Annotated in this window: 16 protein-coding genes; 8 read left to right on the forward strand and 8 right to left on the reverse strand. The window is 37.4% G+C overall.

The genetic code is table 11. The features are described 5' to 3' along the window. Positions 1 to 62: 62 nt before the first annotated feature. On the forward strand, positions 63 to 2,987 hold the full coding sequence (locus tag ACFINH_RS00640) for a bifunctional [glutamine synthetase] adenylyltransferase/[glutamine synthetase]-adenylyl-L-tyrosine phosphorylase (protein WP_375631628.1): 2,925 nt from the start codon (positions 63 to 65) through the stop codon (positions 2,985 to 2,987). Between the two features lie 451 nt (positions 2,988 to 3,438). Beyond that, positions 3,439 to 4,263: an outer membrane protein gene (locus ACFINH_RS00645; protein WP_375612993.1), complete on the forward strand. Its 825-nt coding sequence runs from the start codon at positions 3,439 to 3,441 to the stop codon at positions 4,261 to 4,263. A 1,376-nt stretch (positions 4,264 to 5,639) separates the two neighbouring features. Here ACFINH_RS00645 and ACFINH_RS00650 read toward each other — a convergent pair. From ACFINH_RS00650 to ACFINH_RS00670, 5 genes are all read right to left on the reverse strand, one after another. Further along, positions 5,640 to 6,524 (reverse strand): metallophosphoesterase family protein, encoded by an 885-nt coding sequence (locus ACFINH_RS00650; protein ID WP_375628204.1) that lies wholly within the window; start codon positions 6,522 to 6,524, stop codon positions 5,640 to 5,642. Between the two features lie 596 nt (positions 6,525 to 7,120). Next, positions 7,121 to 9,217, reverse strand: a complete 2,097-nt coding sequence (locus ACFINH_RS00655; RefSeq protein ID WP_375631630.1) for a glutamine amidotransferase — start codon at positions 9,215 to 9,217, stop codon at positions 7,121 to 7,123. After that, positions 9,214 to 12,012, reverse strand: coding sequence for a DUF4159 domain-containing protein (locus ACFINH_RS00660; protein WP_375631632.1), 2,799 nt, complete (start codon positions 12,010 to 12,012; stop codon positions 9,214 to 9,216). Before ACFINH_RS00660 ends, ACFINH_RS00655 begins: the two co-directional genes overlap by 4 nt. Beyond that, entirely contained in the window at positions 12,009 to 12,920 is a 912-nt protein-coding gene (locus tag ACFINH_RS00665; protein ID WP_375612989.1) for a DUF58 domain-containing protein, read from the reverse strand. Before ACFINH_RS00665 ends, ACFINH_RS00660 begins: the two co-directional genes overlap by 4 nt. Next, the gene (locus ACFINH_RS00670; RefSeq protein WP_375612988.1) at positions 12,921 to 13,952 is read right to left on the reverse strand and encodes an AAA family ATPase; all 1,032 of its coding nucleotides are present in this window, start codon (positions 13,950 to 13,952) and stop codon (positions 12,921 to 12,923) included. A 245-nt stretch (positions 13,953 to 14,197) separates the two neighbouring features. On the opposite strand from ACFINH_RS00670, the gene ACFINH_RS00675 reads away from it, so the two are divergent. After that, positions 14,198 to 15,451, forward strand: coding sequence for a CCA tRNA nucleotidyltransferase (locus ACFINH_RS00675; protein ID WP_375612987.1), 1,254 nt, complete (start codon positions 14,198 to 14,200; stop codon positions 15,449 to 15,451). 485 nt (positions 15,452 to 15,936) lie between these two features. On the opposite strand, the gene ACFINH_RS00680 is transcribed toward ACFINH_RS00675, so the two are convergent. Beyond that, on the reverse strand, positions 15,937 to 16,413 hold the full coding sequence (locus ACFINH_RS00680) for a tRNA (cytidine(34)-2'-O)-methyltransferase (protein ID WP_375612986.1): 477 nt from the start codon (positions 16,411 to 16,413) through the stop codon (positions 15,937 to 15,939). Between the two features lie 726 nt (positions 16,414 to 17,139). Between ACFINH_RS00680 and petA the strand changes: the two genes are divergently transcribed. The 4 genes from petA to ACFINH_RS00700 all read left to right on the forward strand — a co-directional run bounded on the left by petA (position 17,140) and on the right by ACFINH_RS00700 (position 20,390). Beyond that, positions 17,140 to 17,688, forward strand: a complete 549-nt coding sequence (petA, locus tag ACFINH_RS00685; RefSeq protein WP_375631634.1) for a ubiquinol-cytochrome c reductase iron-sulfur subunit — start codon at positions 17,140 to 17,142, stop codon at positions 17,686 to 17,688. A gap of 4 nt (positions 17,689 to 17,692) precedes the next feature. Next, positions 17,693 to 18,949 (forward strand): cytochrome bc complex cytochrome b subunit, encoded by a 1,257-nt coding sequence (locus ACFINH_RS00690; protein WP_375611174.1) that lies wholly within the window; start codon positions 17,693 to 17,695, stop codon positions 18,947 to 18,949. Next, positions 18,943 to 19,839 (forward strand): cytochrome c1, encoded by an 897-nt coding sequence (locus tag ACFINH_RS00695; protein ID WP_375631636.1) that lies wholly within the window; start codon positions 18,943 to 18,945, stop codon positions 19,837 to 19,839. The genes ACFINH_RS00690 and ACFINH_RS00695 overlap by 7 nt, the downstream gene beginning before the upstream one ends. A 110-nt stretch (positions 19,840 to 19,949) precedes the next feature. Next, positions 19,950 to 20,390 carry a PRC-barrel domain-containing protein gene (locus ACFINH_RS00700; RefSeq protein ID WP_375611176.1) on the forward strand — a complete coding sequence of 147 codons (441 nt, stop codon included), beginning with the start codon at positions 19,950 to 19,952 and terminating at the stop codon, positions 20,388 to 20,390. 159 nt (positions 20,391 to 20,549) lie between these two features. Here the strand turns inward: ACFINH_RS00700 and ychF are convergent, their stop codons facing one another. Next, on the reverse strand, positions 20,550 to 21,653 hold the full coding sequence (ychF, locus tag ACFINH_RS00705) for a redox-regulated ATPase YchF (RefSeq protein ID WP_375631638.1): 1,104 nt from the start codon (positions 21,651 to 21,653) through the stop codon (positions 20,550 to 20,552). A 265-nt stretch (positions 21,654 to 21,918) separates the two neighbouring features. On the opposite strand from ychF, the gene ACFINH_RS00710 reads away from it, so the two are divergent. Further along, complete coding sequence (locus ACFINH_RS00710; RefSeq protein WP_375611178.1) at positions 21,919 to 22,662, forward strand: L,D-transpeptidase; 744 nt, start codon at positions 21,919 to 21,921, stop codon at positions 22,660 to 22,662. A gap of 221 nt (positions 22,663 to 22,883) precedes the next feature. On the opposite strand, the gene pth is transcribed toward ACFINH_RS00710, so the two are convergent. Next, positions 22,884 to 23,465 (reverse strand): aminoacyl-tRNA hydrolase, encoded by a 582-nt coding sequence (gene pth / locus ACFINH_RS00715; RefSeq protein WP_375631640.1) that lies wholly within the window; start codon positions 23,463 to 23,465, stop codon positions 22,884 to 22,886. Positions 23,466 to 23,482 lie beyond the last annotated feature (17 nt).

Genomic DNA, 23,482 nt, shown 5'->3' on the forward strand with positions numbered 1-23,482 from the left:
CAACTATTTTAAAAGTATAAAGCAATAGAAAGGAAAGCAAAATGCTTTTCAAGGGAGCAGAGATGAAACAAGCTTTTTTAAAAACACAGCTTCTCCCTTTATGTCCTCTCGATAAAAGTGGTTCCCAATGGTTAAAAGACATGGAAGAACAAGCAAGGAAAGAAGGTTTAGAATCGCTTGTTTCCATCATTTCAGAGAGTGGAACGCAGATTGATTTTATCAGTTCGGTTATGACCTTATCTCCTTTTTTGCGTGAGGTTTTAATTGCCAACCCATCATATCTTAGTGCTTTATTAAATGTTGATATAGAAACAAGGCTGAGCGAAATTATAGATGATATTACAGCTATTGATAAAGATGAAGCTATAAATGAAACTTCATTGATGGCTGCTTTAAGGCGCAAAAAACGAGAAGCGCATGTTCTTATTGCTTTAGCTGATTTGGGTGGTGTTTTTACTTACGAAGTTTCATGTGCTTGGTTGACACGTTTGGGCGAAGCAGCATTAAGTGTAGCACTACGTTTTCTATTAAGAGAAGCGCATGATCATGGTAAGATCAATTTATTAAGCCGTGAGAATCCAGAAAAAGACTGTGGTTTAATTATTTTAGGGATGGGAAAGTTAGGAGCAGGGGAACTTAATTATTCTTCTGATATTGATCTTATTGTTTTCATTGATGAAACATCACCTCATATTGGTAATCTTTCTGAAAGTGTTGACGTATTTTCTAAAATGGTACGCCGATTAATCCGTATCATTCAAGAACGCACTGCGGAAGGATATGTTTTTCGTCTTGATTTTCGTCTTCGTCCAGATCCAGGTTCAACCCCTTTGGCCTTACCAGTAAGGACTGCATTGCGTTATTACGAAGGGCGTGGGCAAAATTGGGAACGAGCAGCCATGATTAAAGCACGTCCAGTTGCTGGTGATAAGAGGGCAGGTTTTAACTTTCTCAAAGAGCTTTTTCCCTATGTGTGGCGGAAATATTTAGATTATGCTGCTATTGCTGATATTCATTCGATCAAACGTCAAATTCATGCGCATAAAAATTACGGTCAAATTGCAGCTTATGGGCATAATATAAAGTTAGGTCGTGGTGGTATTCGTGAGATTGAGTTTTTTGTTCAGACACAGCAGCTCATTGCTGGTGGACGTTTTCCTCAATTACGTGGACGTCAGACAGTTGCAATGTTAGCAGAACTTCACACGCTTGGTTGGATCAGTGAGAAAACGAGAAATAGCCTTATAAAAAGTTATGCTTTTCTTCGAAATGTGGAACATCGTATTCAAATGCTTTTCGATGAACAAACACATCTTCTTCCAAATGATACTGCTCAATTCACGAGTGTTGCCTATTTAATGGGTTATCAAGACAGGAGCAGTTTTATCCGTGATTTATTAAAAACACTTCAGATTGTTGAAAAACATTATGCTGCACTGTTTGAGAATGAGCAAGAACTTGGTTTAGAAATTGGTAATTTAGTTTTTACCGGTGAAGAAGATGATCCGGAGACATTAATAACGTTAAGCCGTTTAGGCTTCGAAAGAGCAAGTGATATTTGTCGTATTATGCGCACGCTCCATTTTGGTCGTTATAAAGCAACGCAATCAGCCGAAGCACGCGAGAGATTAACGGAATTAACACCAGCTCTTTTGAAAGCTTTTGGTGGGACAAAACGAGCTGATGAGGCGATGTTGCGTTTTGATGGTTTTTTACAGGGCTTACCTTCAGGAATTCAGCTTTTTAGTCTTTTGCAGTCTAATCCTTCTCTTTTGGATATGCTTGTCCTTATTATGGGGGCTGCTCCACGTCTTGCAGAAATTATTGCACGCAGGTCCCATGTTTTTGATGGAATGTTAGATCCGAATATTCTTTCAGAATTACCGACCAAAACGTACTTAGAAAAACGGCTTGAATATTTTCTTGAAAATGTTCTTTCTTATGAGGAAATTCTTGATCATTTAAGGATTTTTGCAGATGAACAACGTTTTTTGATTGGTATTCGAATTTTAAACGGTACAATTACAGGAGAAAGAGCGGGTTTTGCTTTTACTGCGCTTGCTGATCTTATGATTACAAAAACATTTGCTACCGTTCAAGAGGAATTTTCTCGTCTTCATGGTCGTATTAAAGGGGGGCGTGTTGGCATATTGGGTATGGGGAAGCTTGGAAGTCGCGAATTAACAGCAGATTCCGATGTTGACCTCGTTTTGCTTTATGAACACGATGATGATGCAGAAATATCTGATGGAGAAAAGCCTCTTTATATCTCTCAATATTATACGCGTTTAGCACAGCGCCTCGTTTCTGCTTTATCCACTCTTACAAGCCAAGGTATTCTTTATGTCGTTGATTTAAGGTTACGGCCATTAGGCAATAAAGGACCTATTGCTGTTTCTTTTCCATTTTTTAAAAAGTATTATCGCCAAGAAGCATGGATATGGGAATATCTTGCTTTAACAAGGGCTCGAGGCATTGCAGGAGACCCTGATTTTTTACAAAAGCTAGAAAATGAAGTGTGTGCAATTATTGCTATTTCTCGTGATAAGAAGGAAGTTGCAAAAGAAGTATGTGAAATGCGTGCCTTGATTGCAAAAGAAAAGCCGCCAAAAAATCAATGGGATTTAAAAACGATGTCTGGTGGCATTATGGATTTGGAGTTTATTGCTCAATTTTCTCTTATTACGCATGTCATTGAGTTTCAAATTGGAGCGACGACAGCGGATATTTTAGATCACTTACCAAACAGTTTTCTTAATCAGTCATGTATTGCTGATTTACATTATGCCTATCGTCTTTATACAAATTTGAGTCAAATTATACGGCTTTGCTTAAATGATTCTCTTGATCCCAATGACATGCCACCTGGATTAAGTGACCTTTTGTTGAATAGTGTTGGGGAACCTGATTTGCTTCGTGTGGAAAAATTAATTGCAGAAACTGGGCAATTGGTCTGTTCAGTTTTTACAAAAATCATGAAACATTAAAATAATTCTATAAGAATAAATAAAAATTATTAATTCCATTTTTATATATTAATTTTTGTCTTTCATTTCATAGACGCTTGAGAGGGTTAGAGTGAAGTTCTCTACTGTTTTTTCAAGTGTGATGAAAAAATTCTCCATTCTAGGTATCATTCTTTATACAAAAAGCGATGAGTGATTAATTTAGTTAATCATATTTTTTATGAGCGTTATCTCATTTTTTCAAAAAATTGACATTATAATTATTTATATAATTTCAGATAATAACGATCAATATGAAGCTATAAAAGCTACTATAGATTAATAGCTTCTGGAAATTATAAATAATATTTAAGCTTTATTTAAAACTAATTTTAATTTTTTAACTGTGTCATTTTTGCTATAGATTTTTTCAAAAAATTGTGAAACGATTTATCATTATTTATGTATCACATTAGCTTTTAGGGGAGCAATTATGATTACAAAGTATTTAGCCTCAACATCTATATTTTCTTTAATTTCAATTTCTGTAGTACAGGCGTCGGATATCGTTATTCCTGAACAACCTGTTCCTGTTATTCCAGCACCTGCTTTGTCTTGGACAGGATTTTATCTTGGAGGACAGATTGGTAACTTTTCAGGTAAAACAACTGCAAGTTATTTAAAACATGAGACAGGGATATGGAATCCAATTGGAAAGGAGAATTTACCTAAACTTTCTGGTTTTATCGGGGGAGTTTATGCAGGTTCCAATATTGATATCGATAATAGTTTTATTATAGGTATTGATACAGATATTATGTGGTTTGGTAAAAAGGATTCTAAAGATGTCAATCTACCGAAAAAAAGTCCAACTGAAGAAACACCAAAACTTGTAGAAAAAACAAGTCTAACAAGAGATTTGCATGAGGAGGATTCGACAACACCTATTAAAGCTGTACGTCATACTTTAAAACAAAAATGGGCTGGTGCTACACGGGTGAGAGTTGGTTTTGCGATTGAGCGTATGATGCCTTATATTTCTGGAGGGATTGCTTATACGCAGCTTCAGAATATTTTTGCGGCAGTAGCTGATAGCAAAAATGGAGAAGTTGATTTTTCTGATTGGTTGCATGATGAAAAAAAGACCATGATTGGTTATACCCTTGGAGGTGGTATTGATTTTGCAATGACTGATAATATTATTGTACGTGCAGAATATCGTTATTCAGATTTTGGCAAAAAGAAGTTCATACAGGATAAATTTGAAATGGGCTACAAGACAAATGATTTTCGTGTGGGTGTAGCTTATAAATTTTAATTTTTTGCAGAATTAAACACTTCAAAAGTCTCATTTTCGAATGAGGCTTTTATTTTTCAGATATGTTCTAGTAAATATCCTTTACTCAAAAGAGCTACTATTTTATTCGAACAATACTTTGATTTGTAAACATAAATTACTTTTTGTCATGTTGAGTGAGAGACCCAAGTGTCATAAGATTTTCTCATTTTAAACCTATACCATATTGAACCGATCAAAACCATGTCTTTTGCACGTCAAAAAGAGGGGGCGTCGTGAGATAAAACATTAAAGAAAGAATAAAAATACTTCTTATGAACCATTTTAAGTGCTAAAGGCTGTCGCTACATTAGGGGATGGCAAAGTGTGAGATTTTGATACTAGCTTGCTTTTCCATAAACGTGAAGATGGTGTTGCTAAATGGACTTAACATTACATCATTCATAGGTACCGTCGGGAAATAGGTTTGGGTGCTTTAAAAGATGCTTTTTTAAACCAACATGTGAATTGGCAAGCTAATGGCATTTTATTTTATTTGAAAGATCTTTCATACAATCAACTTTTCTGTTTTGCGGTATCGTAAAATATTTTATTTAATAACAAAAAGCTCGCAAAAAAATTCTAAAGAACGTAAAATTACATCCGCAATATAACTCAATAATAAAATAATTATAAAGAGTATTATAAAGTGATTTATAGGAAAAAATAGAGAGAAAATTAGGAATTTATTGAGACATAAAAAACATTATTACCTATGTCTGTTATCGAAATATAATCTATTATTTTTCCTAACTTTTTAATGTACGATAATAAATTTTGAGTGAAATAGTAATGGATCATTTCAAATCTATTTACGATAAATCAATCAACATCATTTGTTTATGAATCACAAGTAGGTTGGGTTATTTAAATTATATACTTTAGTTATTATTTGGCTTTTTTAGCCATTGATTTTCAGGTATAGAAGCTGAATGAGCTTCTCTATTATTCTATAAAATATCATCATTGTAATAATATAAGGATTTTACGCATTAGATGCTTTTGGAGGAGTGGATGATGAAATTCAAAGCAGGGTTTATGTGTAGAGCTTTGTGAAGTAAATCACATGCGCAATTAGCAGCTGGAACCCGTGAGACAAGAATCCGAATTATTTATAAATCAGATGTGGTAGAATTTTCGTCCTTTAGAGCGGGAAGGAAGAAAACCGATAAGTTTGTAAAAAGCTAGTCACATAAGTGGGGCAGCAGATGGAACTGTCTGAGAAAAATTGATCTATTGACAGAGAAGGTGAAACTTTATCTTTTAAGGAGAAAAAGGGAAATAAGAATTATGATTTCCAAAGGGATATGAAATAAAAATATTTTTATTTTTGGTTGTTTGGGCAACTATGAAGGTGTTTAAAGATTAATTGTTTCAGTACATGCAATCTCGTTTTTGGGGTTGATAATGCTATAACGTTTTAATTGGCAATGCCATTGATTTTGTAAGCGTTCAATGGAAAATAAATTAAAGCCTGCGGGCGGTTTTTTATCACCAAAAGCTTGTGATGCGGAAGGAACACCAACAATAGGAATTTTTTTAATTGGTCCTTCAATGTAATTCAATGTGGGTAAATGAGTATGTCCGTGAAGAATAAGCTCACAACCGTGGTATTTGATAACGTCTAGAAAACGTTTTATATCCCGTAGTTTTTTATGCCAAGACGTTGCCTTTGGAAAGGGGGGGTGGTGAATCATGACGACACGAAAAAGGTTGCGCTGTGCTGCTTCCTTTAAAAAGAGCGGTAAAGTTTGCGCTTGCATTTTACCAAAATAGCCAGAAGCTTGAAAAGGCAATGTCGCAATGGCTGAAGAAGCTGCTATGATGGCAACATCTTTGCGAATGCGCATATAAGGAAAGGCACTTTTTTGAGGGATGTCACCTGTAATCCAAGGTTTAAAGAGAGTGCATGCTTTTTGTAAAGCGCCGCGGACATAGGCATCGTGATTTCCAAATGTCAAAGAAATATCTTGAGGTTTTCCTAGGTTAAGTAGCCAACGATGAGCTTGTACAAATTCTTTATCGAGAGCAAGATTTACAAGATCACCAGAGATCACAAGGTGATCAGGTTTTGTTTTGTTCAAGGCATCTATTAAAGTTTCTAGGACATCTGTTGCCATCTGACTCTTACGTTTTTTTTGCCAGTTCAGATAACCGGTAAGACGTTTCCCAGAAAGTTCAAAAAGGGAAGGTTGCGGGAGAGGGGAAAGATGTACATCCGATATATGGGCAAGATAAAACATAAAAGCTCGTAAAGTATTAAAAACGATTTAAAGAATAAACATAAGATAAGTTAGTGCTTAAAGGCAAGAAAGATTGTAAAATGAAAATTAGCTTGCAAAAAAGAATGTCTCAAGCGGAATGTTCCAAATAGAATATCCCTAATAAAATATCATTGTGTTGTAGATTCACATATTTGTAAAAAAAACATTTCTCAATGCGTTTGAGCTAATTCCACGATGGTACTCGATATTATAATGGAAAGCTTCTGTGAACTATATAGGGCTTACTGTACACTACCATCTCTACACTTATACAAGGTGCAAATAAAAAACATCATACTATTTTCCCCCAATTTTATGAAAATCCTTGCTTTGCTTTAAGAGGATTCATAAGAGGTATTTCACTCTTTTCTTCAATGGTTTCTATCCATACAGCATCCCTTCTAATAATACGCAAGAGAATGTTTTTTATTGTTTCAATATGAGGATATTGGAAATAAGGAGAATTCCACTGTATTTTGAGTTATAAATCAATACGTTATCTAATTACAAAAGACAAGCAAATACGTAAAAAGATAAGCTGAATTTTAAAACTATTATACGAAATCTCAGACTTTTTAACGGCCTTCATAATACCACATGCTGCTCAACAGTAAAAGGCAAGCAAGCAGTGCAAAAAAACCAGAAAATATCGAAAAATAAAAGGTATTAATTAAACGGGTTTCTGTTGCTTCTTTCAGAACAATTGAATGTGCTGGGGAATAGGACGGACTTGTTTTTGATTGAATCAGCTTAAATGGAGGAAGATGAATGTTTTCTTTTCCTTCAGGGTGTAAACGTCCGATGTAGCCACCAGTGTGCTTAATAATGGGGGCTAGTTTTTCTTGTGTTGAAATCAAGTCAAACAACTCAAGATTATCGAGCATCCCTACAGAAGAAAGTATTGTTAAACCGCCATTTTTAATGTTAAAAATTCCTGTCTCATCAGTGGTCACAGTTGCAGTAAAAAGGCCTTCTTTCTCTTTGGTCAGAGTAATATTTTCTTTTTTTCCAGAGGGAAAGATTATTTCAGCGGGTTCTGGATGGTCTTTTAGAGTTTGGCGGCGAATTGTTAAATGATGATGGCTGCTGGTCGCACTTAATTTTTCTTCCTCAAGTTCTGGTTCTTTCATGAGCCAATGGGCAATACGACGATAAAGAGCAGCATAAGGACCACCGCCTTCGAAACCTCGTGCCCAAAGCCAACTTTCATCAGAAAGCAACATGCCTACACGTCCTTTATCAACATGCGAGAGAAGTAAAAGTGGTTGTTCATCCGCTCCTTTCATGAGGGCGATTCCGTTATTTATGTTTTGAATAGCAATTTGTCGCAACCATTGCCCCCATTGAGAAGCGGGAAGGTTAAGTGTTGCAAGACCCCTTGTGACAGGATGGCGCTCACCTTCTTTGGTTAATGTGGGGCGAAAAGGTTTTTCAATAATAGTTCCATTGGGCAATGCCGGTAGAATGCTTATTAAAGGTGTTTTCGCAAGTGAGTTTTTTTGGGTAAATTCAGGTCCTGTTACCATCAACAATGCACCCCCCTTTTGTACATATTGGGCGATATAATCATAATAGATTAAGGGGAGAACAGTAGAGTGCTGGTAGCCATCAAGGATGATGAGATCAAAGTTATTAATTTCTTCAACAAAGAGTTTTCTTGTGGGAAAGACCACTAAGGATAATTGGCTTGAGGGCGTATTATCTGCTTTGGTGGGGGGACGCAAAATAGTAAAGTGAACAAGATCAATATTGGAGTCACCTTTCAAAAGGTCTCGCCATGTCCGTTCTCCATTATAAGGAGCTCCTGAAATAAGAAGAACGCGTAAATTTTCTCTGATTCCTTCAATAATTGTTATGGCGCGGTTGTTTTCAAAGCTTAGTTCACCTTTGTGTGGATCAGTTATAACTTGGATAATATTTTTTTCAGCATGAGGAAGGGTAATTTCAGTTTGAAAAATCACGCCAGGAGTTACAGAATAATGGCCAATGTCTTGTCCATTGACGCTTAGTGTAATATTTGCTTTCTGTGATATTGTTTTTTTGGCGGGGCCTTTATCCTCTACCAAAATGGAGAGCGTTTGTGGTTTGTTGACAAGGGCAAAGCGTGGAGGAGAAATAAACTTGATTTGGCGATCAAATTCATCTGAGTGTCCTGTAATCAGGGCATTGAGAGGTGCTTCATGATGAAGATCTGATAGGTCAGGGATGTCATGCACTTGTCCATCGGTGATAAAAATGGTTCCTGCATAACGAGAGAACGGTACATCAGATAGTGCCTGTGTTAAAGCTTCAAACAAATTCGTTGAGGGTGCATATTGATTATCAGCAAGTTTCCCAGCTTCAATAAAGCGTGGTTCAAATTGTGGATAATGCGCCAGTGTTTCGACTAATTGCCTGCGCGCTTCATCACAATCATTTGTACGTGTTCCAAATGATTGGCTTTTGCTGCGGTCAATGACAATGCCTACTGTGCTTTTCAGTGGTTCGCGCTGTTCTTTTATGATCATTGGATTGAGCAAAGCAAGGATAAGGGCGCTTAATGCCATCAGACGAAATAAAGAACCTTGCCGTTGCGTAACAAGACCAACAACGACAAAAAGAATCGATATTCCGCTTAAGAGCAGAATCCAAAAGAGTGGTAAAAAAGGCTGAAAAGTGAAAAATGATATCATTGCCTTCTTTCTCTTTTAAAGCGTTCCAAGAGTGCTGGAACATGAACTTGATCCGCTTTATAGTTTCCTGTAAGCACATAAAGGACAATATTTAAACCTGCACGAAATGCCCATAGACGTTGCATTGGATCATTGGGAACAAGGGGATATTTCCATGTCCCTTTTTCATCGAGCGCCCAAGCCCCGGCAAAGTTATTTGCGGTGATGAGAAGGGAACTTACGTTATCGCCGTTGGCAAGAGAGTTTTTATTTTTTTTGTTTGTTGATGAGGATTCAACCCATAAAGGTGAACCACGGTAGAGACCAGGAAAATCTGGCATAATATAAAAAGAACGTGCAACAACATGATCTGTTGATGCTGGCTCAATGGATGGAATATTTAACTCTTTTAAGATATCTCGTAATCTTTGCGTTTCTGGAGTAGCGTCTCCTTCAAGATTAAGATTGCTCTTTATCTGATCGCGCGTGTCAAATAAAATTGTTCCCCCATGTTTCATAAAGTTATTTATTTTTTCAAGGCTTTTGGGGGTTGGTATAGGACTCTTAACATCAATTGGCCAGTAAATAAGAGGATAAAAAGAGAGTTCATCTTTATCGAGATCAAGTGCTGTAACAGAGCCAAGGGTAAGCATCGTGCGCTCTGCGATAAATTGACTTAACGCTTCTAGACCACTTTTACTCGTTGTATCAATTTCATGATTATTGGTTATAACATAGGCAAGATGTGTTGCGCCAGCAGCTTGTACACTATCATGATGATTTTCTTTCGTTTGTGCATGAAGAGTTGGATCATATGAAAACAAGGCAATAAGACTTATAAAGGGGACGAGAAACATATTACGCCGTTTCATGAAAGAAAAAATATCTCCCATCCATAAAATGAGAAAATTGTCAAAGGCGAATAATAAGATGGCTAATCCTAAAAGTGGACCGATAAGATTTTTTTCTTTTGTATCGTAAGATAAAGGGCTTTTATTAAGAGAAGTTGGCAATGATGATTGTTTCATCAAGTGCGACGAATGAGTTAAGAGATTGAGTGCATAAAAATTGTTTTTGGTACCATAAAGTCCTGGGGGAGTATGGTAGGAAGGATGGGGTGGATTTTGAGAGTCAAAGATCAAAGGAACAACATCAGAGGGTGGTACTTGTAATTGTCCGTCAACGGCTATAGTTCGCCAAGGGTTTTGTATCACTGTTCTTTTTTCTCTGTGTGTTAGGTTTGTGTTTTCGTTAGAACCTAATGTGATTAATTTTTGCAGCATTTGTGCAAAAAAGCCAGAAAGAGGAAGGTTAGACCATGTTGGGTCAGGAGCAACATGAATGAGAATGAGGGTTCCTTTACCACGTTTTGCTGCGGTAACAAGAGGGGTTCCATCCGAAAGGCTAAGCCACGTTTTTTCAAAAAGATCTGGGGTTGGTTCTGCGAGGATTTGGCGCGAGACAGTAACATCTCCTGGAAAGGGAAGACCAAAGAAAAAGCTATTTTTTGCAAAAGGGGCAAGCTTTTGTGGTTTTGTCCAAGACATAATACTTCCAAGGGAACGTTGACCTGGGCGCAGTGGTATCGGAAGAAGGTTATCGTAATGTTCTGCGCTACTGAGTTTTTCTCCTGCAAAGCGGATGAGTGTTCCCCCTTTATTCACAAAATCAGAAAGTTTTTTTTCTGCTTTTGGGGGTATGTTAACAATGTCACCCATAATCAAAACAGATGGATTTTGTTTAAGCAAATGATCAATATCCGTTGAAAGCTCTCTTCCACCGGCTGTTATAAGCTGTGTATGACCTTGTAAGGCTTTGATAATGTAATAAAATGGAGCAAGTAAAGGCTGTGCCATTTCATTGGTATCGGGTGAGAGAAGAGCAACACGGCTTATCCTGTTATGGCTATCTACCAAGAAGGTTGCAGCAGCATGGTTTTGATTGTTTATTTTTATCCAAGCGATATCATTGCGTAGTTCAAGTGGTACATTAAAAGGAACAAGTGCTGTTGTTTCTCCTTCAGAGAAATTGTTCGTAAATTGACCGAGAAGTTGATTATTTGAATCGTAAAGGCTGAGTATAGCGGGAGTATTACTGTGTGTTGTTGAGCGGATAATACGCGCGCCCATGTTTCCATTGTTATTTTCTATGGATGTTATGCCGGTTAAATCGGAAATATCAGTCAAATACCACAAGAAGTTTCTAGGTTTTAATTCTTCAAGAAGAGCAAAAGCTTGCTCATCTTCATTTGTTTGTAATCCATCACTTAAATAAGCAATATCAAGAGGTTTTCCTTTGGTTATTTCGCTGAGTTTTTTGAAGGCATGCACACGGTTGACAGGCCAAGGACGCGGTTGCAAATGCATTAAATGCTGTTTTATAATCTTGGCTGGTTGGGGCTCTATATTGGAGATATTATTTTCAGCCGTTGCAACAAGATAAATATTTTTTTGCTGTTTTTCTGCCTGTGCAAGGAGCATTTCAGCGATAGAGATGCGCTGTTTCCATTCTTTTACAGAAACCCAACCATTATCAATAATGAGTGCAAGGGGTTGAGATCCGGAAAAGCTTATTGGTTTTTGATTCCAAGTGGGGCGTGCTAGAGCTATGATAACAAGTGCCGCTATGGTTAAACGCAACAAGAGCAACCACCAAGGTGTATGTTTTGCTGTTTCTTGTTGATGAGTTGGTTTGGGTAAGAAGCGAAAAGGGGGAAAAAGCTCTTTACGCGGAGATGGAGGAGTTATCCGCAACAGCCACCAAATGACCGGTAGGAACAAAAGCCCTAGTAACAGAAAGGGAGCAGCAAAACTCAAAGTGCCCTCCTTTTTTGCAATGGAGAGTCGCTCATTGTATTTGCAAGATGAAAAATGGTCTCTGTTAAAGGTTGATCTGTTGTACTAACGTGATAAGACCATCCTTGGCGTGCGCAAAAATTTACCAATTCTTGTCGCCTTGCGTGATATAGTTTACAATAGCTCTTACGAAGATCTTCTGCTTTAGTGGAAACATGTTTCTCTTTCGTTTCGGGATCCAAAAATTCTGTGTGACCTGTGTAGGGAAAGCTTTCTTCTGCGGGATCAGAAATTTCAATTAAATGCGCTGTCACTTGTTTTGTAGTTAAAACGGTTAAATATTGGATGATTTTTTCAGGATAGTCGAGAAAATCACTCATTATAATGACATGTGAAAAGCGTGTAATCGTTGAAAAATCCGGAAATAAATTTTCATCTGAATGATTTTCTAAAGCAAAGGCTATTCGTTCTACGACATTGGATGTCATTGTGGGGGACATTAAGTTAGGAATAGCAATATGTTCGCCACTGCGTGCAAGAAGGGATGCCAAGGTAAGGGTAAGAATAATGGCATGATTACCTTTAGAGATTTTAGAAAAGCGCGAACAGTAATGCATTGATGCGCTCTGATCAGGACAAAGCCAAACGGTTTGTGTCGTTTGCCATTCGTGTTCGCGCAGATACGTATTTTCATCACGCGCTGAGCGACGCCAATCAATGCGGGTAATGGATTCTCCTTCCATATAGGGACGAAATTGCCAAAAGTTTTCCCCATTACCGCTTTTACGTTGTCTGTGCCATCCGGTTATCAGTGTATTAGCGATATGACGCGCTTGTAAAAGGAAATATGGCATTTTGCCAGTATCCTTATGCAGTTCATTTGCCAGCGACAATGGAGGCTTTTGTAAAACTTTTTTGCCAAGTGCCATTCAAAGAGCATCTTTCACAAGGTTATTGATAATATCTTTTACGGTTATATCTTCAGCACGGGCAGAAAAATTAAGAGCCATGCGGTGTTGTAATACAGGATAGGCCAATGCTTCAACATCATCAAGTGAAGGGGCTAAGCGTCCATAATAAAGAGCACGGGCGCGAACACAAAGTGAAAGGGCTTGTGATGCCCGTGGACCAGGTCCCCAAGAAACATAAGTATTAGCAAGGCTATTGTCTTTATGAGGGCGAGATGAGCGGACAATTTTTAAAATAGCTTCGATCACACTTTCTGAAAGAGGCATTTTGCGAACGATATTTTGAATTTTTTGCAATTTTTTGCCGGATAAAATTGGTTTTGCATTTGATTTTTTTTCTTTTGTTGTTTCTAAAATAATCCGTCGCTCTGTTGTGAGGTCAGGATAGTCAATATCGATTTGCATCAAAAAGCGATCCAGTTGTGCTTCAGGAAGTGGATAGGTCCCTTCTTGTTCGAGAGGATTTTGCGTTGCAAGAACATGAAAAGGTTGTGGCAAATCATAACGGTTACCTGCAACAGTAACATGATATTCTTGCATAGCTTGTAAAAGGGCTGACTGTGTCCGTGGGGAAGCACGATTGATTTCATCGGCCATGAGAAGTTGCGTAAAAATAGGACCTTGAATGTATCGAAAAGAACGTTTACCGTCTTTATCGGAATCCATAATTTCAGAACCAATAATATCCGATGGCATTAAGTCAGGAGTGAATTGGATGCGTTTTTCATCAAGCCCTAAGACTGTTCCCAATGTTTCAACAAGACGTGTTTTTGCAAGTCCTGGAGCACCGACAAGAAGGGCGTGACCACCAGCAAAAATAGCGATTAAAGCATATTCGATTACCTGATTTTGCCCAAAAATAACTTTGTCAATTTCTTTTTGTAAAATATCCAATTCTTTGTGTGCCGTATCAATATCATCAATAATGACTTGAGCTTCATGATTGATATTGACCTTTTTTATAGAATTGGATGATGGATCATGTTGACTCATATTTCTTCCTTAAGGCGTTTGTCGCAAAAATGGTAATTTTCTCTGCATGATAATGGATATCTTATTGTTTGTAACAGAAAATGAGAAGAAATGAAGTATCATATGCCGTTTTTTTTCATATTCGTATAGAAGAGAAAAGTTTCTTTGGAAGAATAGACGTGCTTTATAAGGGATGTCTTAAAAAATTTGTTTTATGAAGAGAGTTTTTTAAAGCAATGAAGACAACTTTTTTGAAAGGTTAAAGGGTGAATATAAGACAGAACTTCAAACAGGTTGCGTGGTTACAACAAAGTGATATCCAAACACTTCTTCGTGTTTTGTCTGTGGAGGGGGAAGAGGCGCGTATTGTAGGGGGAGCAGTGCGCAATCAACTGCTAGGGCAGCCTATTAGTGATATTGATATTGCAACAACCTGTTTGCCGCAACAGGTTATTGCACGTGTAGAAGAAGCAGGATTTAAAGCTATTCCTACAGGGATTGCTTTTGGTACAATAACAGTAGTTGCTCATTCATGTTCTTATGAGGTTACAACGCTTCGCTGCGATATTGAAACAGATGGTCGTCATGCAAAAGTGGCATTTGGTCGTGATTGGAAAAAAGATGCTGAACGGCGAGATTTTACGATAAATGCGCTTTATTGTGATGCTGCTGGCAACCTTTATGATGATGTGGGAGGTTTGAGTGATATTGCTAGCCGAACAGTTCGTTTTATTGGGGTTGCAGAAGATCGTATTGGCGAAGATTATTTGCGTATTTTACGGTTTTTTCGCTTTTTTGCGTGGTATGGAGCAGGGCGACCTGATGTGCAAGGATTGAAGGCATGTGTTCGTTTAAAACACGGTTTAAAAAAACTTTCTTCTGAACGTATTTGGGCAGAAATGAAAAAGCTTCTTGCGGCGTTTGATCCAACGCGTGCTCTTTTATGGATGCGACAAAGCAGAATTTTGGCACTCATTTTTCCTGAAACAGAACGATGGGGTATTGATGCAATTCACGCATTGGTGAAGACAGAACAGGATCTTGGTTGGAAAGTTGATCCATTGTTACGGCTAGAAAGCCTTCTTCCTCCTGATCCCATGCGTCTTCATGAAATGGCACAGCGCTTGCGTTTTTCTCTTAAAGAAACAACGCGATTAAAAGAATGGGCAGAGTTAGAAATAATAAACCAAAACTGTTCTGATCATTTTGTGCAAAAACTGATTTATTTTCATGGACGACAGCCAGTTTTAGATCAATTATCGTTGTCTGTCGCTGCATCACATCTTGATCATCTGGAAAAAAGTGATGCTTTGCAAAAAGCAGAGGGTTATGTCAAGCTTTATCAATTTGCCCAAAAATGGCAAATTCCAACTTTTCCTATTAATGGTAACGATTTAATAAAGAAAGGTTTTACAAAAGGTGTACTTTTAGGAAAAAAGCTTAAAGAGCTAGAAATGATATGGATTGAAAGCGGATTTTTAATGGATCGTCATGCACTATTAGAAAAAATTGATTTATAATATTTCTGTTTATAAACTCACTGTTGTTTATATTTTTTAAGTCAACATATTAATTTATAATAATCATTATTCATGTGAAATAAGAGTTCACAATATTGTAAGGTTATTTCAAACCTGTTCATATTACATCAATCAAAGTTATTGCCTTACACGTCACAAGTGAGGAAAAATGATTACAGAGAGGAAAAATGTCTCTTATGAATCATCTCAAAGATAAGGATTCTCGAAAATGAGAACGAATAAAGAGAATAGTGGTAGCGGTTTGCACCTTGTATGACCATAAAGAGGGGGATGTTCACTGGATTTTTACTATGAGGAGTATTTAATCATTCATAGGTGGTGATATGAGGTGATATGAAATGGATGTGATGGGCACTAAGAAATGTTTATTTTACCAGCACTTAATTGTTGGAAAATGATAGGCATTATACGCTCTAACTGTTCTTTCTATGTTGTATTATTGTTTTTCGTGATAATTTATGTTTTTATAGATTACAGTTTCTTTCATGATAACCAATTTGGCGTAATGCTTCTCCTGTTGTTATGGCTACGCTCATGGCGAGATTTAGAGAGCGTGCCTGTGGTTGCATGGGAATTTTTAATGTGTAATCGGCCGCTTCATGAACATAATCGGGAACGCCAGCTGTTTCACGACCAAAAAGTAAAACATCATTTCTTTGATAGCATATCTGCGTATAGCATGTTTTTGCTTTTGTACTTAAAAGCAACAGGCGGCGGTTAAAGTGTTTCATGGAGCTTATAAAATGTTGCCAATCAATGTGTCGTTCTAAGGAAGCATATTCGAGATAATCCAATCCTGCGCGTTTGAGATTACGATCCGACAGATTAAAGCCTGCAGGTTCAATAATGTGCACATGTAAACCAAAGCAAGCGCTAAGACGTAAAATCGTTCCAGTATTACCAGCAATATCAGGTTGGAAAAGAGCTATATGAAGTGTCATGTTCTCTGTAATATGATTTTTCTTTCGACTTTGTAAAGAAGCACCACAATTTATTCGAAAAATATGCTTTGAGAAATACATGTTTTTTACGGTTCATTTTTATTCCCTTTAAATTTCAGGGAAAAAGTTATGTATACAGGTCTGTTTGGGATCAGAGAGAAGCTCCCTATTAGGGACTTCCTTTTATTGAGCAATCCATGAAATGACTTGGCTCATTATGTTGAAAAGTGGGATATTTAATGAGGTTAGATCATCAATTTTAATTAAAATCAACAAAATATGCTTTTTATGCAAAAACAGAAGCGAAAAAAATACTCATGCAACCAGTTGGAATTGAGGGAGGGAGAGATGCTGTAAATGTGTTAAAGAAATAACCGATAAGCTCAACTTGTTTACTGAGATATGGTCATAACAAGACTATGTTTCTTTCTTTAGAAGTGTTTATTTACATGCTATCTCTGATTTTCACGGGCGGGGGAGTAATTTTGATTGATTAATATGAATAGGTTTGAAATGAAAAAACCTTACGGTGTTTAGGGATTTCATTTACTCTGTAAAACGATGAATTATCATTATAAAACAGTTTTTTGTATAAACCATACAAATGGCAGGAGTTTTTTACGGGGATGTTTTTATGGTTGAGGTAACGGAGTGATCAAGCATTGTACAATGGGAGAGGGTATGGTAAAAGAATGTTTTAGCAAAGTGTCTCTTTAAGTTAAGTCCATGGGTGAGCAAACGAGGCGGGATTTTCTGTTTTTGGTAACAGCTGTTGCAGGAGCAGTTGGAATGGGAGCGGTTGTGTGGCCTTTTATCCGTCAGTTGCGTCCATATGAAGCTGTTTTGGCATCTTCCTCTGTTGAGGTTGATCTTTCTGGTATTGAAGAGGGGATGTCTGTAACGGTAAAGTGGCGAGGACAGCCTGTTGTTATTCGAAATCGTACGGCAAAAGAAATTGCTGATGCGCGCGCTACTGAATTGAGACTTCTAAAAGATCGTCAAGCGCGCAATCCTAATCTTGAAGGTGAAAAGGAAGCAACAGATTTTGCGCGTTCAGCAGGTAAAGGACGTGAAAATTGGCTTATTGTTATTAATCTTTGTACGCATTTAGGCTGTATAACACTTGGGCAATCTGGGAAATTTGGAGGGTGGTTGTGTCCATGTCATGGGTCTGTTTATGATACTGCTGGAAGAGTGCGGTCAGGTCCAGCTAACTATAATTTGGCTATTCCTCCTTACCAATTTCTTTCTGATACTTTGCTCAAAATAGGATAAGGTTATGACAAGGTTTTCTCCTTATTGTCCTAAAAATGCACTTGCCCGTTGGTTTGATAAGCGTTTTCCTCTTCCTCGTTTTTTTTATAATGCATTTGTGATTTTTCCTGTTCCGCGTAATCTTAATTACTTTTATACATTTGGCGGTATTTTAACCATTATGCTTTTATCACAGCTCTTGACTGGTATTGTCTTGGCTATGCATTATGTTCCGGATATTCATTTGGCTTTTGAAACTAGTGAACGATTTCGGCGTGAAGGGCAGTTTGGTTGGCTTTTTCGTCCATGGCATTGTGTAGGCTCTTCGTTTTTTTTTATTGCTGTTTATATCCATTTAGCACGTGGACTTTATTATGGTTCTTATAAAAATATGCGAGAAATGGTATGGGTTACAGGTATTTTTATTTATATCATCATGATGGCAATAGCATTTTTTGGTTATGTGCTTGTTTGGGGGATGATGTCTATTTCAGCGGCTTCAGTGATTGCAGGGCTTTTAAAAACGATACCTTTGGTGGGGACATGGTTGCATGAGACACTTCTGGGTGGTTATGTCGTAGGACAACCAACGTTGAATCGTTTTTATGTTTTCCATTATGTTTTATCATTTATTTTGCTTCTTTTTGTGGGGCTGCATATTTGGGCAATTCATTGTGTTGGGCAAGGCAATCCAACGGGTCTTGCTATACAATCAGATAAGGAAACAGTTCCATTTTCGCCTTATGCGCTTATCAAAGATATTTTTGCTATTACTGTTTTTCTCATCTTCTTTGCCTGGTTTTTGTTTTATATGCCCGATTATATGGGGCAGGCTGAAAATTATAGTGTGGCAGATCCTTTAAAGGCACCTCTTCGTGTGGTTCCAGAATGGTATTTTTTGCCTTTTTATGCGATGCTTCGTGCTATAACTTTTGATATCGGTATTTTCTCTTCAAACTTTGTTGGCTTTGTTTTATTCGTCAGTTCGATTTGCATTTTAATTTTTGTGCCATGGTTAGACCGCTCTAAAATATGTTCAGCAAGATATCGACCTGTTTATAAAATTTTCTTTTGGGCGTTGGTTATTGATGTCGTTTTTCTTGGTTGGTTGGGGTCAAGAGAAATAAGTGACAAAATTCTTTTATGGACACAATTGGCTACGGTTTATTATTTTATATTTTTTTTGGTTATTTTGCCGATTTTGCCAGCGTTTGAAAAAAATTGTTCTCTTCCTTCTTCAATTATGCAAGATTTAAAACAGAAAAAAAAGAGACTATGGTAAATGTTTTTGTCGGGCTGGTTGTTATTGTTGCTATGAGTTTTTCTGCTCAGAGTTTAGCGAGTGATGCCTCTGATCAGGAAGAAGGATTTATTTCTTTTCCTTTACAGGTTCCTAAAAAACAAGAATGGAGTTTTTCAGGTCCATTTGGGCTTTATGATAAGGCGCAATTGAGGCGCGGATTAAAGGTTTATAGACAAGTTTGTTCCAGCTGCCATGGGCTAAAATATGTGGCTTTTCGTAATTTAAAAGATCTTGGGTATGATCAAGAACAGATCAAAGCTTTGGCGGGGCAATATGAAGTGCGCGATGGTCCTAATCGAGAAGGAAAATTTTTTAAACGTGCTGGGGTTGCAACGGATTATTTTCCTTCTCCCTTTTCACATGAAGAAGAAGCAAGATTTATTTTGAATAGTGCTTATCCTCCAGATTTGACATTGATAGCACGTGCACGTGGGGTATCTTTGCCGTTTCCTGCTTTAATTACTGATGCATTGACTCATTATGATACAGCTGGTCCAGATTATATTACAGCTCTTTTAACAGGATATCAGAAGGCACCGAAGGAGATAAAAATTGCGAATGGTTATTGGTATAATCCTTATTTTATTGCCGGTAATTCTTTAACTATGGCTCCTCCTTTGAGTGATGGTATGGTTGCTTATGAAGATGGAACCCCAGAAATCATTGAACATTATGCGCGCGATGTTTCTGCTTTTTTGATGTGGGCTGCCGATCCTCATATGGAAATCCGTAAAAAAACCGGTTTTCGTGTTATTTTATTTTTAATCATTTTTGCAGGGTTTGTTTATATTTTAAAAAATCGTATTTGGTGTGGTTTAGAAGAAGAATTAGAGAAAGAAATAAAAGACGAAATAAAGAGAAAAGGGTAAAGCGATAAGGCTCAAAAGAGTATAGAGTATAAAGAGCATAAGGAACAAATCTTTTTATGATGCATTGAGGTTTTATAAAGTAAAAGCAAAGTAAAAATGGAGATGTTAAAATGAAAAAAATTGCATGTACTACTCTTATGTCAATTTTGATGGTTTCTAGTACTTATGCTCAGTCTTTTGAAGTGCCTTCAAAACCTGAAATGATCTCTTCGACGGGTATTGTACAGGTGGGGATAGATAAGTCTGTGCGTTATGTGACACCTTTAGCAACGGATTTTGTTGCTTCCAGTCTTATAGGCGCCAATGTATATAATATAGAAGATGAAAATATTGGTGAAGTAAAAGATATTATTTTACGTGAAAATAATATTGCAGGATTTGTTATTGCTGTTGGTGGTTTTCTTGGCATAGGCGAGAGTTATGTGGTCGTTTCTCCAGAAACAATCCAGATGACAAATGATTATGGTAAATGGAAACTTATTACAAATGCGACAAAAGATTCTTTAAAGAACGCTCCAACATTTAAATACGAAGGGCGTTGGACACGCTAATTTTATATTTCTATTCTTTAATGGACCAAGCTGTTGCTATCACAATCATATGCTAGCAACAGTTTTTTTGTTCTAAAAACTCTTGAGAATTTTTGCGACAAGATTCCAAGGAGCTATTACCAAAGTTTTCAAAATAAACTATTAAGACAGAGTGAAGATTTAAGTATTATGTTTAAATAACATGATATCGCCATCTTGCACAATGTATTCCTTTCCTTCATCGCGGGCTTTTCCTGCTTCCTTTGCACCGCTTTCTCCACCCAGAGCAATATAGTCATTATAGCTGATGGTTTGGGCACGAATGAAACCGCGCTCAAAATCTGAATGAATAATACCAGCTGCTTGGGGAGCTTTTGTACCACGCGTAATTGTCCATGCTCGTGTTTCCTTAGGCCCACAGGTGAAGTAAGTAATGAGATCAAGTAAATGGTAACCAGCGCGAATGAGGCGATTGAGACTCGGTTCAAAGAGTCCTAGCGCATTGAGATATTCTGATGCTTCAGCATCACTCAGTTGTGTAATTTCCGCTTCGATAGAAGCAGAAATGATAATGCTTTGCGCATTTTGCTCTGTTGCCATTTTTTCAACTGTTTGGGTAAAGCTATTTCCACGAGCGGCGTCATTTTCGCTTACATTACAAACATAAAGTACAGGCTTGGAGGTTAAAAGATTCAAACTCTTAAGAATGTGGTGTTCATCGGAAGAAATATCTTTGAGTAATAACCGGACAGGGGTTCCCTGTTGCAGTATGTTTAATGCTTTTTCCATAATAGGTAAAATTGTGAGAGCTTCTTTGTCTTTTCCGGTTGCTCGTTTACGGATTTGTATGATTCGTCTCTCAAGACTTTCAAGATCCGCAAGCATGAGTTCGGTTTCAACCGTTGTCGCATCACAAACAGGATCAATACGTCCCTCTACATGGGTAATATCTTCATTTTGAAAACAGCGTAAAACGTGGACAATAGCATCGACTTCGCGAATATTGGCTAAAAACTTGTTTCCTAAACCTTCGCCTTTTGAAGCTCCTCGCACAAGTCCCGCAATATCGACGAAGTTAATGCGTGTAGGAATCATTTCTTTTGAACCAGCGATTGATGCAATTTTTTCCATTCGTAAATCTGGAACAGCAACTTCTCCGGTATTGGGTTCAATGGTACAAAAAGGATAATTGGCAGCCTGTGCAGTGGCTGTTTTTGTTAATGCATTAAAAAGAGTTGATTTCCCGACATTAGGTAATCCGACAATACCGCATTTAAAGCCCATGAGAGTCTTTCTTTTCTATTAATTTTATGGTCAAGATAAAGCTTCCTTTTTATAGCATATTTTCAGAAGAGTTATAGTCCTGGTCTTGCGATAAGTGAGAAAAAAGTCTAAAGTAATAGGTATCTACTTTTTTACCTTAGTTCTTCTTACCTTATTGTTCTCCTTAGTTACAAGGATAAGAAAACTTCGAATTAATGTTAATATTGTGCTAAGTTTTTCATGGTATGCAAATCTGCATAAATAATTAATCGGAGAAAATAGAAGAGTGTTATCTCGTTGTGCCTTTTTAATTGCAGCACTTTTGGCTTTGGCTGGATGTGCTACACGTCAGTCAGATATGTCATCGGTACCTTTTCAACAAGTTCGATACATTCCACCAGAAATACAGGCTTTGTATGGTCCTGTAACGAATGAGACCTATTCGTTACCTGCTGTTGATCTTGCGACAATTGATCCAAAATATTGGCGACAAGAGGTGATTTATTATACATCTTATGCGCCTGGAACATTGGTTATAGATACGCAAGAGTGTTTTCTTTACCTTATTGGTGAAAATGGAAAAGCTTTGCGTTATGGGATTGGTGTCGGTAAAGAAGGCCTAGCATTTGAAGGTGAGGGGGTTATACAGCGCAAGCGTCGGTGGCCAAATTGGGCTCCTACTGCAGCTATGATGGCTCGAGAACCAGAACGTTATGGTCATCTTGGGAAAGGAATGCCACCAGGGCCCGATAATCCATTAGGTGCGCGGGCACTTTATTTATTCAAAAATGGGAAAGATACACTTTTCCGTATTCATGGCTCACACGAATCGTGGTCAATTGGGCGTGCTATTTCAAGTGGGTGTATCCGTTTGCTTAATCAAGATATTATCGATCTTTATGATCGTGTTCCCATTGGTTCGCGTGTTGTGGTATTGCAAAACAATAGGAGTATTCCTACAGTTTATAGTCAACAATCAAATGGTTACGATCCGCTACAGTCGACCATTCAGCCAAATGATTTTTTTTAATTTAGGGGAGAAGATTGGAGAGAGCTGTGTTTGCTGTTCAATCTTCTCTTTCTCTCAAAAGAGAATATAAGCCTTTCTTTTTCAAAGGTGTATACAAGCTTGTATTCTGTTCTATTTTCTAGCTTCTCACGTTGCCAACAGATTTTGCCTTTGAGAACGTTTATAAGAGGATTTTTTTAAGAGTTTTTATTCATATTCTTCACGCGACAGGGGCACGCAAGCTAATGGTTCTGATTGTGTTTTATCGTTTGTGAAACTTCATTCATAAAGAGGGATTTATCATCTTTTATAAGGAGAGCGATATTTTTTGCAATTGTCTCTAAGAGAGGGGATAACCATTCTTGATCAGATTTGGTAAAATTCCCCAAGACATGTTGATGAACAAGTTCTTTGCTTCCAGGATGACCAATTCCTATGCGTATACGACAATAGTCAGTACCACAATGGGCATCAATAGACTTAATGCCATTATGCCCATTATGTCCTCCACCAATTTTTATACGAACTTTCCCCGGTGACAGGTCTAGTTCATCATAAATGATGATCAAATTCTTTAAATCTAATTTATAAAATCGCAAAGCTTCACCGATAGCTTGACCAGAAAGATTCATGAAAGTTTGTGGTTTTATAAGAAAAATTTTCTCATTATTTATGAAACCATTGGAGATTTCTGCTTGAAACTTCTTTGACCATGGAGAAAAAGAGAAGGACTGATAAATGGCATCAACAGCCATAAAACCGATATTATGGCGGTTATTTTGATATTGTAAACCAGGATTGCCAAGACCAGCAATAAGCCACATGTGTATCTTCAGTCAAA

It is taken from the genome of Bartonella sp. AA74HLJMH (assembly GCF_042197045.1).
Lineage (GTDB): Bacteria > Pseudomonadota > Alphaproteobacteria > Rhizobiales > Rhizobiaceae > Bartonella.